This window comes from Janthinobacterium sp. GW821-FHT03C10, from assembly GCF_059420865.1.
In genome coordinates this window covers 230,541-243,099 of sequence record NZ_JBWKUN010000007.1, presented here as the reverse complement: position 1 = coordinate 243,099, position 12,559 = coordinate 230,541, and the positions used below count along the sequence as shown (strand labels likewise).

13 protein-coding genes are annotated in these 12,559 nt (G+C 63.5%); 6 read left to right on the top strand and 7 right to left on the bottom strand.

All coding sequences use genetic code 11. From position 1 onward, the window contains the following. Positions 1–3 precede the first annotated feature (3 nt). Both AC07VH_RS23090 and AC07VH_RS23085 read right to left on the bottom strand, forming a co-directional pair. Positions 4–1,494, bottom strand: coding sequence for a sensor histidine kinase (locus AC07VH_RS23090; protein ID WP_494787696.1), 1,491 nt, complete (start codon positions 1,492–1,494; stop codon positions 4–6). 17 nt (positions 1,495–1,511) lie between these two features. Further along, positions 1,512–2,099 carry a hypothetical protein gene (locus AC07VH_RS23085; protein ID WP_099408922.1) on the bottom strand — a complete coding sequence of 196 codons (588 nt, stop codon included), beginning with the start codon at positions 2,097–2,099 and terminating at the stop codon, positions 1,512–1,514. Between the two features lie 95 nt (positions 2,100–2,194). On the opposite strand from AC07VH_RS23085, the gene greB reads away from it, so the two are divergent. Then, complete coding sequence (gene greB, locus AC07VH_RS23080) at positions 2,195–2,761, top strand: transcription elongation factor GreB (RefSeq protein ID WP_475416853.1); 567 nt, start codon at positions 2,195–2,197, stop codon at positions 2,759–2,761. Between the two features lie 70 nt (positions 2,762–2,831). Next, the gene (locus tag AC07VH_RS23075) at positions 2,832–3,473 is read left to right on the top strand and encodes a transposase (protein WP_494787695.1); all 642 of its coding nucleotides are present in this window, start codon (positions 2,832–2,834) and stop codon (positions 3,471–3,473) included. A 49-nt stretch (positions 3,474–3,522) separates the two neighbouring features. On the opposite strand, the gene AC07VH_RS23070 is transcribed toward AC07VH_RS23075, so the two are convergent. The 3 genes from AC07VH_RS23070 to gmk all read right to left on the bottom strand — a co-directional run bounded on the left by AC07VH_RS23070 (position 3,523) and on the right by gmk (position 6,788). Beyond that, on the bottom strand, positions 3,523–5,805 hold the full coding sequence (locus tag AC07VH_RS23070; protein WP_494787694.1) for a RelA/SpoT family protein: 2,283 nt from the start codon (positions 5,803–5,805) through the stop codon (positions 3,523–3,525). An 82-nt stretch (positions 5,806–5,887) separates the two neighbouring features. Beyond that, entirely contained in the window at positions 5,888–6,091 is a 204-nt protein-coding gene (rpoZ, locus tag AC07VH_RS23065; RefSeq protein WP_010400723.1) for a DNA-directed RNA polymerase subunit omega, read from the bottom strand. Positions 6,092–6,149: 58 nt separating this feature from the next. Then, positions 6,150–6,788 carry a guanylate kinase gene (gmk, locus tag AC07VH_RS23060; RefSeq protein ID WP_080753685.1) on the bottom strand — a complete coding sequence of 213 codons (639 nt, stop codon included), beginning with the start codon at positions 6,786–6,788 and terminating at the stop codon, positions 6,150–6,152. A gap of 211 nt (positions 6,789–6,999) precedes the next feature. Here gmk and AC07VH_RS23055 point away from each other — a divergent pair, with 211 nt between their 5' ends. Next, a complete protein-coding gene (locus AC07VH_RS23055; RefSeq protein ID WP_475416855.1) occupies positions 7,000–7,410 on the top strand; it encodes a DoxX family protein in 411 nt (136 codons plus the stop codon). Between the two features lie 11 nt (positions 7,411–7,421). Here AC07VH_RS23055 and AC07VH_RS23050 read toward each other — a convergent pair whose 3' ends face one another. Beyond that, the gene (locus tag AC07VH_RS23050; RefSeq protein ID WP_494787693.1) at positions 7,422–8,312 is read right to left on the bottom strand and encodes a YicC/YloC family endoribonuclease; all 891 of its coding nucleotides are present in this window, start codon (positions 8,310–8,312) and stop codon (positions 7,422–7,424) included. Positions 8,313–8,614: 302 nt separating this feature from the next. On the opposite strand from AC07VH_RS23050, the gene rph reads away from it, so the two are divergent. The 3 genes from rph (at position 8,615) to hemW (ending at position 11,337) form a co-directional block, all read left to right on the top strand. After that, entirely contained in the window at positions 8,615–9,343 is a 729-nt protein-coding gene (rph, locus tag AC07VH_RS23045) for a ribonuclease PH (protein WP_046685905.1), read from the top strand. Positions 9,344–9,481: 138 nt separating this feature from the next. After that, positions 9,482–10,066, top strand: a complete 585-nt coding sequence (gene rdgB, locus AC07VH_RS23040; protein WP_475416856.1) for an RdgB/HAM1 family non-canonical purine NTP pyrophosphatase — start codon at positions 9,482–9,484, stop codon at positions 10,064–10,066. After that, positions 10,063–11,337: a radical SAM family heme chaperone HemW gene (gene hemW / locus AC07VH_RS23035; RefSeq protein WP_494787692.1), complete on the top strand. Its 1,275-nt coding sequence runs from the start codon at positions 10,063–10,065 to the stop codon at positions 11,335–11,337. Before rdgB ends, hemW begins: the two co-directional genes overlap by 4 nt. On the opposite strand, the gene AC07VH_RS23030 is transcribed toward hemW, so the two are convergent. Beyond that, on the bottom strand, positions 11,334–12,509 hold the full coding sequence (locus tag AC07VH_RS23030) for a tetratricopeptide repeat protein (protein ID WP_475416858.1): 1,176 nt from the start codon (positions 12,507–12,509) through the stop codon (positions 11,334–11,336). The two genes, hemW and AC07VH_RS23030, sit on opposite strands and share 4 nt — an antisense overlap. Positions 12,510–12,559 lie beyond the last annotated feature (50 nt).

Here is a 12,559-nt window from a genome sequence, read left to right as displayed (position 1 = left end):
GCCTTATGGCGATCCGCTTTGCGCTGGTGCGCTGGCTGCAGCCGCTATTATCGCCTCTCGCGGCGTGGTCAGCCGGATTTTTATGCTCAGGATGGTGCCGCCGTCCGGCCCGTCCATCAGGCTCAGGCTGCCGCCCAGCGCGCTGGCCCGTTCGGCCATGCCGCGGATGCCGAACGACTGCGGCTTGGCGCGGTCGGACAGGCGCATGCCGACGCCATTGTCGGCGATCGACAGGCTGATGTGTTGGCGCTGCCGTGCCAGGCGCACGCTGACCTTGCTCGCCTGCGCATGCTTGGCGATATTCGTCAGCGCCTCCTGGGCGATGCGGAACAGGCTGGTCGCCTGGTCCAGTTCCAGTTCGATATGTTGGCGGTTGGAAATGAACTGGCACTCGATGCCGGCCTGGCGCGCGAATTCCTTGACTTGCCAGTCCAGCGCGGCGACCAGGCCCAGGTCCAGCATGGACGGGCGCAAGTCCAGCGAAATGCGGTGCACGGCGTCGATGCTGCGGTCGACCAGGGCATCGACATAGTCGGCCTTTTCCTGCAGCAGCGGGTCGTCCGGCGGCAGGCGGCGCGCCAGCATGGCCAGCGCCATCTTGATCGCCGTCAAATTGCCGCCCAGGTCATCGTGCAGTTCGCGCGCCAGGCGCGTGCGTTCGTGTTCCTTGACCTTGTCGATATGCGCCGTCAGCTCGGCCAGGCGTGCGCGCGACTGGCGCACTTCGATCTGTTCCAGCCGGCTTTCCGTGATATTCGTCATGATGCCTTCCCACTGCACCGTGCCGCCGGCCAGCGCGCGCGGCGTCGAGCGCAGATTGATCCATTTGACGTCCTTCCAGGCATCGATCCAGATGCGGCCTTCCCAGTTCCAGCTCCACAAGGCGTTTTTTGAGGCCTGCATCGATTCCAGATACGAGGCGCGGTCGTCGGCCAGGATCAACTGGTAGAACAGTTCCGGGCGCGCGTGCAGCTGTGCCGGACTCAGGCCCAGCAGGGCCTGGCAGCCGTCGCTCAGGTAGGCAAAGGACGCCCGTCCATCCGCATGCAGGCAGAACTGGTACACGAGGCCCGGCGTATTCGACACGATGGCATTGAAGCGCGACTGCACCTGGGCCAGGGCGGCGGCCGTTGCCTGCGGCGTGCGCAAGTCTTCGCCCTCGGCGAGCAGCAGGGCGCGCCCCTGGCGCTGGGTGCGCGACAGGTGCAGGCTGAGCGAATACAGGCTGCCATCGCGGCGCCGTTGCTGCACGTGCAGCCGGGCTTGCGCGCCGATGCTGTCGTCCAGGGCGGCCAGCACGGCGGCCAGCTGCTGCGCCTCGAGCTGCGGCGCCAGGGTGAAGGGCGTCATCGCCAGCAATTCCTTGCGCGCATACTGCAAGTTGTCGCAGGCGGCATCGTTGGCGTCCAGCAATTGCAAGCTGGCCGCGTCGTACAGGTAGATTTCCGGCGCCGCCGCGCGCAGGGCGGCGGCCAGCCGGGGCGTGTCGTGCATGGAGTGGCCTTTCTTCATCAGCGGCGGGCGCGCCAGAAGGCGGCAAAGCGGCGCAGCACCCTGGCTGGGCGGGAATTATGGCGTCCGGGCGTGCCCTTGCGCAAGCGCTGCCACCAGGCGCGGCGGGCGCGGCCCAGCGCGGCCGACAGGCGGCTAACGCGGCGCCACGGGCGCGTGGCGCGCAGGCGGGCGATCCAGCGGTCCTTGGTTTCCATAAACAAACCGTGCCAGCGGGCGAACCACGGCAAACTGAGCAGGGTAGGGCGCGTCAGCGAATACAGGCGGGCGACGGCGGCCGCACCGCCCAGCTTGGCGATGACGATCACGCCGATGCCGGAAAACGCATGGCCGCGCGCGATCGCCAGCAGGGCCAGCAGCTTGACGGGAAACAGCAGCACGGCCGGCAGCACGAAGATGGCCAGCGCCCAGTACGGCGGCAGGCGCTTGATCCACGCTTCCAGCGCATGCAGGGGCGGAAACTGCGACACCACCTGCATGATGCGCGCGCCCGTCGCCCACAGCCATTCCTCGATCAGCAGGCAGATGGCGGCCAGGTAGACCAGCGGCGCGAACAGCCAGCGCCTGACTCTGTAGAATTTTTTCATCCGTCTCCGTGTGGCGCCCCGGTATGGTTGCCATGGCCTCGATGATACGATAAATCGGTGTGTCCGGCAGTCCTTGACGGGGCTACAATAGGCGGATGAATAAAGCCTTTGTAAAAGAATCCGACAACGACGACGATGAAGAGGCGGCGGCGCTGGCGCTGGCCATTCCCGCCGGTGCCAAGAACTACATCACGCCGGCCGGCTACCAGCGCATCAGGGAAGAGCTGCTGCAACTGATCGACGTCGACCGTCCGGAAGTGGTGCGCATCGTCCATTGGGCGGCGTCGAATGGCGACCGCTCGGAAAATGGCGACTATATCTACGGCAAGCGCCGGCTGCGCGAAATCGACCGCCGCATCCGCTTCCTCACGAAGCGCATGGACCTGGCCGCCATCGTCGATCCCAGCGTGCACCATGGCAACGACCAGGTATTCTTCGGCGCCACGGTTACCTACCGCACCAGCGACGGCGAAACGCATACCATCACCATCGTCGGCATCGACGAATTCGACCCCCTGAACGGCAAGATCAGCTGGATCTCGCCCATGGCCCGCACCATCACCAAGGCGCGCGAGGGCGACGTGATCACCCTCAATACGCCGCAGGGCGAGCAGGAGCTGGAATTGCTGGAAGTGACGTATCCGGCGCCGGGGGAGGGGTAAGCTTGCGGTGACGCAGACTTAGTCTTGGTAAGCCTGTCACGCTGGAATTTTCCTTTACGGGAGAGCGATCATGGCCCGCGTCCAGCGTTTGTTTATGCATGGAATGCCCTTGCATGTGGTGCAACGTGGGGCGGACAGGCAAATCTGCTTTTTTGAACCGGCTGATTTTCTTTGGTATTTGCAGCAACTGCAGCGGCACTCACATGCGCAAAGCTGTCTCCTGCATGCCTATGTCCTGATGGCAAACCATGTGCATTTGCTGCTCTCCGCAGGTAGTGTTCTGGCAGTTTCGCGCATGATGAAGGCCTTGGGGCAAGAGTACGCACACTACATCAACTGGCGCCACCATCGTACCGGGCCGCTATGGGACGGGCGCTACAAGTCTTGTGTCGTGCAGGATGAAACCTATTTGCTGGTATGCCAGCGCTATATCGAACTCAATCCCGTGCGAGCCGGCATGGTGCGCTATCCGGGACATTACCGCTGGTCCAGTTATCGGTGCAATGCGGAGGGGCGCGAGAATGTCTTGATACACCCACATCCGCTCTATTTAAGCATGGGCAGAAACAGAGGGGAGCGGCAGCAGGCCTATGCTGCCTTATTTCATGCTGATGAGGAAATGGCTTTCCAGGCGTTGCGTGTCGCCAGTCGTGGCAATACAGTGGTAGGGAGTGTCGAATTCGTGAAAGAACTGCAAACCCGCAAAGCATAAGGGCCGGGGTCGGACCCTCAGGGTCCGACCCCAGTCTTCGTTCTGGGTTTTAGTTACGTTCGCGCAAGATACGGTTCACGCCAGCCACCCGGCGCACATTGCGCAGCAGCGCGGCCAGGTGGACCCTGTCCTTGACTTGCACGGTGAAGCGCAACTGGTCGAGCACGTTGTCCTTGTCTTCGTCCATGCCCACATAGATGATGTTGGCGTCGGACTCGCCGATTTCAGCGGCGACTCTGGCCAAAATGCCCCGTTCGCTGTTGATCAAGACCTTGATGCGGCAATCGAAGCGGCGGTTCAGTTCGGTTCCCCAGCGCACGGCGATCCAGCGGTCCGGTTCCTTGGCGCGCTGGCGTTTCGCTTGCGAGCAGTCGCTCGTGTGCACGAGCAAGCCCTGGTCGCGGCGCAGCTGGCCGATGATCTGGTCGCCGGGAATCGGCAGGCAGCAGGGCGCCAGCTGCACCGAGACGCCTTCGCTGCCGCAGATGGTGACGGGGTCCAGTTCGCTGCCGCTGTTGTGTTCCACCGGCATGCTGGCCGCTTCGCCGCCGATCAAGCCGAAGATGTGGCGCGCCACCAGCGTGGCCATGCGCTTGCCGATGCCGATGTCCGCGTACAGCTCGTCCATGGAATTGGCGCTCGATTCGTTGAGCAGGCGTTCGACCAATGGCGCTTGCAGGTCGGCGTCGATGTTCAGGGTGTGCAGCGCCTGCGACAGCAATTGCTGGCCCAGGGCGATCGATTCGGGCAGGTTGATCGTGCGCAGATGGTGGCGGATGGCCGAACGGGCCTTGCCGGTGCGCACGAACGACAGCCAGGTCGGGCTGGGGCGCGACGAGGAATCGGTGATGATCTCGACGATGTCGCCATTGTGCAGTTCGGTGCGCAAGGGCGAGGTTTCGTTGTTGATTTTCACGGCCACGGTCTGGTCGCCGATGCCCGTGTGGATCGAATAGGCAAAGTCGATGGCCGTGGCGCCGCGCGGCAGGGCGATGATCTTCGACTTCGGCGTAAACACGTAGACGGAATCGGGGAACAGGTCGACCTTGACGTGTTCGAGGAATTCGGCCGAGTCGCCCGTCTGCTGCTGGATGTCGAGCAGCGATTGCAGCCACGCATGGGTGCGCTGCTGCAGGTCGGACGGGTTCGATTCGCCGCTCTTGTACAGCCAGTGCGCCGCCACGCCCGATTCGGCCGTGCGGTGCATTTCCTGCGTGCGGATCTGGAATTCCACGGGCGTGCCGTACGGGCCGATGACGGTCGTGTGCAGCGACTGGTAGCCGTTCAGCTTGCGGATCGCGATGTAATCCTTGAACTTGCCCGGCATGGGCTTGTACAGGCTGTGCAGGGTGCCCAGGGTCACGTAACAGTCGGCAAAGCTGCCCACCACCACGCGGAAACCGTACACGTCCAGCACTTGCGAGAACGACAAATGCTTGCTGCGCATCTTTTTATAGATGTCGTACAGGGTCTTTTCGCGGCCCGTGACGTCGGCCTCGAGTTCGGCCATGGACAAGGTGCTTTTCACTGCTTCCATGATCTTGTTGACCACTTCGCGCCGGTTGCCGCGCGCCGCCTTGACGGCTTTCGCCAGGGTGCGGTAGCGCATCGGGTACAGGTGCGAGAACGACAGGTCCTGCAGTTCGTGGTAGATGTTGTTCAGGCCGAGGCGGTGCGCGATCGGCACGTACACTTCCATGGTCTCGCTGGCGATGCGGCGTTTTTTCGCCGCCGTCATGAAATCCAGGGTGCGCATATTGTGCAGGCGGTCGGCCAGCTTGATCAGGATCACGCGCACGTCGGACGCCATGGCCAGCAGCATCTTGCGGAAGTTTTCCGCCTGCGCTTCGATCTGGCTCTGGAATTCGATCTTTTCCAGTTTCGACAGGCCGTCGACCAGGTGCGCTACCGGAGCGCCGAAGCGCTCGATCAATTCTTCCTTCTTGACGTCCTGGTCTTCCATCACGTCGTGCAGCAGGGCGGCCATGATGGCTTGCGCGTCGAGCTTCCAGTCGGAGCAGATTTCGGCGACGGCGATCGGGTGCGAGATATACGGCTCGCCCGAGCGGCGCATCTGGCCCAGGTGCATTTCGTCGGAGAAGCGGTAGGCTTCCTTGACTTTTTTCAGGTCGGCGGGAGACAGGTATTCGGCCAGCTTGTCGGCCAGGTGGCTGACGGAGGCCACGCCGAGGGCGGGCGCTGGCGGTACTGCGGGGGTGTTGCCGCCGGACGTGCCGACACCGGGCGCGGAAGCGCCCTGCGATTTTGCCGCCTGGCGCGGGGCCAAGGGCGGCAGTGCTGCGGAAGTCGTGTCGGCTGGGGTCAGACTCATAAAACGTCGCGTTGCTTCACAGTGTGAATAAAGGATACGGTAGAACCAGGGGTCAGCACTGTTCCGGCACGCGGGTTCCCACTTACATCGGGACCTTTTTCAGCATTTCGATGCCGACTTTACCGGCAGCGATTTCGCGCAGTGCGACGACGGTAGGCTTGTCCTTGGCTTCCACCTTGGGGGTGTGGCCTTGCAGCAACTGACGTGCGCGATAGGTCGCAGCCAGGGTCAGCTGGAAACGGTTAGGGATCTGCTTCAGGCAATCTTCGATTGTGATACGGGCCATAGTAACTCCTAAAATTTTTGCGTGGTGCTGTGTGAACTGGCGTGCCGTTGCAGCGTTTTTACTCTGCGTGCAGGCCCAGCTGGGCGAATAGCGATGCGTTGCGGGCCGCTTGTTGCGCAAACCGGCAACGGGCCGCTCTCACGATCGCGCTCAGTTCGGACAAAGCGACCGTAAACTCTTCATTGATAATAACATACTCGAACTCGGGAGCGTGTGCGATTTCGCCGCCGGCCGCCAGCAGGCGGCGCGTGATCACGTGCGGCTCGTCCTGGCCGCGCTTGTTCAGGCGTTCTTCCAGTGCGTCGATCGATGGCGGCAGGATGAAAATGCCGGCCGCGCGGGGGAATTGCTTGCGCACCTGGCGCGCGCCCTGCCAGTCGATTTCCAGCAGGATATCGGTGCCGGCGGCCATTTGCTGTTCCACCATGATGCGCGAGGTGCCGTAGTAATTGCCATGCACTTCCGCCCATTCCAGGAATTCGCCCTGGTCGGCGCGCGCGACAAAGTCTTCCGCCGTCGTGAAATAGTACTCGCGGCCGTGCTGCTCGCCCGGGCGTGGCGCGCGGGTGGTGGTCGAGATCGACAATTTGATGCCGGGCTCTTGCGCCAGCAATGCATTGACCAGTGTCGATTTGCCGGCGCCCGATGGCGCGGCGACCACGAACAGGCTGCCGGAGAAGGCGGTAGGGTGGCTCATGCGGATCTTTCCATATGCGTGTGATGGCGGCGTGTGCGCTTGCATGGGCGCCGCCCAATTCGGTATTTTACCAAGAGGCAAGGCGGCGAGCCAGCCCCGCGATGCGCCTGGCCGCCGCGCCTGCGCATATTTTGCTTGTTATCTTGAGGAAATAGTTATTTAATTTGGAATGCTTTTTTCTTGATAACTATTTTATCGACAGGATGCGCGCATGAAAAATTTCCCGTTCCTCAGTGTTGCCCAGGCCATGCTGTTGCTGCGCGTGGCCATCGCCGTGATGTTCATGGCGCACGCCGTCACGCGCATCGCCAACGGCACCATTCCCCGTTTTGCCGGTTTCCTGGAAGACAAGGGATTTATCTATGGCCTGGCCGTGGTGTGGGCGATTACCGCCGTCGAGATCGTTTGCGGCAGTTTGCTCATCGCCGGCAAATACATGCGCTGGGCGGCGGCCGGACTGATGCTGATCTGCATCGGCGGCATCGTCATCGTACATGCGGCCAAGGGCTGGTTCGTGGGCGAGCATGGCGCCGGCGGCGTCGAATACAGCATCGTGCTGTTTGTCGCCTGCGTCGTCATCGCCGCCAGCGACAGGGGGCGCGCCGCAACGCGCCTGGCCTGAGATCGGAGCGCTTACTCCAGGTTCTGCACCTGTTCGCGCATCTGCTCAATCAGCAGCTTCAAGTCCATCGAGGCATCGGCCAGCTCCTTGACGGAGGCCTTGGCGCCCAAGGTATTGGCTTCACGGTTGAGTTCCTGCATCATGAAGTCGAGGCGCTTGCCCACTTGGCCGCCCTTGGCGAGGATGTGGCGCGTTTCGCCCAGGTGGGCCGACAGGCGCGCCAGTTCCTCCGATACGTCGATGCGGATGCCGTACAGGATCACTTCCTGGCGGATGCGTTCCATGGCGTCCTGGCGCGACAGGGCCGAATTCGAGCCCTGGCTGGCCAGGCCCAGCGCATCCTGCATGCGCTCGATGGCTTTTTGCTGGAAGGCCGCCACCACTTGCGGAATCAAGGGGGTGATGCGCTTGACGATGGCTTCCATCGCCTCAATGCGCGACACCAGCACCGCTTCGAGCGCCGCGCCTTCGCGCTTGCGGCTGTCGACGAAGGCGGCCACGGTGCGCTTGGTCAGCGCGCCCACGTCCGCCTGCAGCGACTCCTGTCCCACTTGCGCTTCTTCGATGACGCCAGGCCAGCGCAGCAGTTCAGCCACCGTCATGACGGGGGCGGAGACAAAATGCTGGCCCACTTCGTTTTGCAGGCGCGCCAGTTCCGCCAGCAGGGGCACGTTCAGCGCCTGCGTGCCGTTTGTGGCGGCCTTGCGGCCAAAGCTCAGGCGTACCTCGACTTTGCCGCGCGTGATGGCGGACATGACGGCAGCGCGCAAGTCAGGCTCCAGGGCCCGCAGATCGTCGTTGATCCGGAATTGCAGGTCGAGAAAGCGTGAGTTGACGCTCTTGATTTCAATTGTCAGTGTGCCTGCAGCACCTTCGCTGGTGGCAACCGCGTAGCCTGTCATGCTTGAAATGCTCAAAGGATTCCCCGATTTGATCTTGTATACAGTCACTTATACACTTAATCAGCCAGCGCAGGCAATACCGCCCGCGCCGCAAAACAGGACCGAAGTGCCCGATGGCCTGAAAATTGCTGAATAGTGTGCGTTTTACGGCATTGTAAAGAAAATTGTGTTTGGCGGGGCAGGATTGTAGGGATCATGTGTGCACCGCCCGCCATTGGGCCCGGCGCTGTTGCATGACTGCAAATAGACGGGCGCACGGTGGTAGAATCGCTGCCGCAACCCCAATCACACAGGACATCCCCATGACATTCGAATCCCGCCCGAGCGGCCGCGCCGTCGACGCGCTGCGCGCCATCCGCATCACCCGCCAGTACACCAAGCATGCCGAAGGCTCGGTGCTGATCGAGTGCGGCGACACCAAGGTCATCTGCACCGCCAGCATCGAAGACAAGGTGCCGGGTTTCCTGAAGGGCAAGGGCCAGGGCTGGTTGACGGCCGAGTACGGCATGCTGCCGCGCTCGACGCATACGCGCATGGACCGCGAAGCGGCGCGCGGCAAGCAGTCGGGCCGCACGCAGGAAATCCAGCGCCTGATCGGCCGCTCGCTGCGCGCCGCCTTCGATCTGCAGGCGTTCGGCGAACGCACCCTGCACCTCGATTGCGACGTGATCCAGGCCGACGGCGGCACGCGCACGGCCTCGATCACGGGCGCCATGGTGGCCGCGTATGACGCGTTTTCCCAGCTGCAGGCACGCGGCGCGATCGCCGCCATCCCCGTGAAAAGCTTCGTCGCCGCCATCTCGGTGGGCGTCTACCAGGGCATGCCGGTGCTGGACCTGGACTACGTCGAAGACTCCGGCTGCGACACGGACATGAACGTGGTGATGACGGAAGCGGGCCACTTCATCGAAGTGCAGGGCACGGCCGAAGGCGCGGCGTTCGACCGCGCCGGCATGAACCGCCTGCTGGACCTGGCGCAGGGCGGCATCGCCGACCTGATCGCCCTGCAAAAGCAAGCTCTCGGCATGTAATCTTTACCTGGATTTACATGTCATTGCCCGCCGCGCCGGGCAAAAAGCCCACACCTGCCGCCGTTGAGCGCGGCGGCGGGCGAAGGTGAGGGGAGCGCAAAAGGTTTACAATGTCGGCACTTCAACCGGACTACTGACATGACCCAACGCCTCATCCTCGCCTCCAACAACGCCGGCAAGCTCAAGGAATTCAACGAGCTGCTCTCGACCATCGGTTTTTCCGTCCACGCCCAGGGCGAGTACGACGTACCGGAAAGCGAGGAACCGTTCCACACCTTCGTTGAAAACGCCCTGCAAAAGGCGCGCCACGCGTCGCGCCTGACGGGCTTGCCGGCGCTGGCCGACGATTCCGGCGTGTGCGTCAATGCGCTGGGCGGCGCGCCGGGCGTGTACTCGGCCCGCTATGCGGGCGAGCCGAAATCGGACGCAGCCAACAGCGCCAGGCTGATCGCCGACCTCGAGGCGCATGCCGACAAGTCCGCGTATTACTACTGCGTGCTGGTGTATGTGCGCCATGCGGACGACCCGCAGCCCGTGATCGCCGACGGTCGCTGGAACGGCGAGATGATCGCCACGCCACGCGGCAATGGCGGCTTCGGCTACGATCCGCATTTCTTCATTCCCGCGCTGGGCAAGTGCGCGGCCGAACTGACGTCCGATGAAAAGAACGCGCTGTCGCACCGCGGCCAGGCCCTGCGCGCGCTGGTGGAAAAGCTGCGATGATCCCGATCAAACTGGTGGGCGCCGTTGCCAAGTCCGCAGCCAGGCCCGGAGCCGCCCCCGCGCCGCAGGAAGGCCTTTCCGGCGCGGCCGGGGCGGCCCTGAAGTACCTGCAGCCGGGCGCGCTGAACCTGACGGCGCTGCCGCCGCTGTCGCTGTACATCCATTTCCCGTGGTGCGTGAAAAAGTGCCCGTATTGCGACTTCAATTCGCACGAGGTGCGCGGCGACTTGCCGGAAGCCGAATACCTGGCGGCCCTGCGGCTGGACCTGGAAATGGCGCTGCCGCTGATCTGGGGCCGCAAGATCCACACGATTTTCATCGGCGGCGGCACGCCCAGCCTGATGTCGGCGGCGGGCCTGGACCGGCTGATGTCGGACGTGCGCACCCTGCTGCCATTGGAGCCCGATTGCGAAATCACCATGGAAGCCAATCCGGGCACCTTCGAGGCGGAAAAATTCAAGTCTTACCGGGCTAGCGGCATCAACCGCCTGTCGATCGGCATCCAGAGCTTCAATGGCCGCCACCTGCAGGCGCTGGGGCGCATCCATGACGACAGCGAGGCGCGCCGCGCGGTGGAGATCGCGCACGCCAACTTCGACAATTTCAACCTCGACCTGATGTACGCGCTGCCCACGCAAACGCTGGACGAGGCGCGGCAGGACCTGGAAACGGCGCTGTCGTTCGCGCCGCCGCACCTGTCGCTGTACCACCTGACGCTGGAACCGAACACCCTGTTCGCCAAGTATCCGCCCGTGCTGCCGGACGACGACGAGAGCGCCGATATCGCCGATATGGTGGCCGCGCGCGCCGCGCAGGCGGGCTACGGCCGCTACGAAGTGTCGGCGTATGCGCAGCCGGGCCGCCAGGCACGCCACAACCGCAATTACTGGGAATTTGGCGATTATCTCGGCATCGGCGCGGGCGCGCACTCGAAGATTTCGTTCCCGCACCGCGTGCTGCGCCAGGCCCGCTACAAGCAGCCGCGCGCCTACATGGACGCGGTACTGGCCGGTAATCCGGTGCAGGAAGAGCGTGAATTGGCGCGCGAGGAAATGGGCTTTGAGTTCATGCTCAATACCTTGCGCCTGACGCAGGGCTTTGCGCCGAACCTGTTCGCCGAGCGCACGGGCCTGGCCCTCAATGCCATCGAGCAGCCGCTGAATGCGGCCGAAGCGAAAGGCTTGCTGTACCGCGACCACCAGCTCATCCGTCCGACGGAACGGGGATTGTGCTTCCTGAACGACCTGCAGCAGATGTTCCTGGAAGATTAATGCGTGGTGACGGCGCGCAGGCGCTGCAGCTTGGCCGCATACAGAGTATGGTCGCCGCGCGTGGTGCTGTTGTTCATCGCCAGTTCCAGCTGCTTGCCGGCCTGCTCCATCTGGCCCAGGCGCGCATAGGCTTGCGCCAGCCAGAAGTGGAATTCGTGGTAGTACGGGTCGCGCGCGATTTCGCGTGAAAACAGCTGTATCGCCTGGACGTAATCGTTGCGCTGCATGGCCGCCTTGCCCAGGTTGAAGTAGTGGAAGGGCGGCTGCGGCTGCAGCGCCAGCAGGCGCCGGCGCAGCGGCAGTGCTTCTTCGGGCAGGCCGGATGCTTCCAGCGCCTGCGCCAGGTTCGACAGCAGCACCGTGTTGTCCGGCGCGCGCGTCAGCGCATGGGCGAAAGTGCGTCGCGCTTGCGCCAGGTCGCCATGGCGGAACTGGATTACGCCCAGGGTGTTGTAGGCGCCGCTGAACGAGGGGTCTTGCAGCAGCGCTGCCCGGGCCCACCAGTACGCCTGGTTCAGCTGGCCCTCGCTCATGGTTTCGGCGGCGCGGTTGTTCATGTACATGGCGCGCACGGTCGCTTCGTCGAGTTCTCGCGTGCGGTAGCCGCCCATTTCCGCGGACGGCAGGAAATCGATCACCATCATGCCCTTGGCATCGTACCTGCCGGATTTGTCGTCCAGCCGCTGGCCCAGTACCAGATTGACGTGTCCGGCGACAAAATACATGTCGCCGCTGCGGCTCCAGCTTTCTTCACCGAGCACCTCCTGGTAGCGCACCTGCAAGCCCATTTCATGTGCCAGCGCCGCCGTCATGATCACCAGCGACAGGCAGTTGCCCTGACGCGCGGCGAACGTTTCGCGCGCATTGCGGGTCATGGCCGCATCGTACTCGAGTTTCAGCCTGCTCTTGTCGTACAGGGCGTCATACAGGGCCGCGCGGTCATTCTTGTTGCGCGCTTCGCGCCGCACTTGCGTGCGCACATACTGGCGCATGGTTTCGTCGATGGCAAAGACCTGGCTGGCGTCGATGGCGGCGGCGGGCGCGAAATCGCTGTCGTTGAAGATGGGGGGCAGGCTGACGGGCGGTGCTACGCTGCAGGCCGCCAAAGCGCCGCAGAGCAGGGCGGCGCCCAGGCGCTTGAAGCAAGGGGCGAAAACAAGATAGGGGCGCATGGTCTCTCCCTGGAGGCGCCGGCTGTCTCATGTCGCGGTGGCGCGCCAGT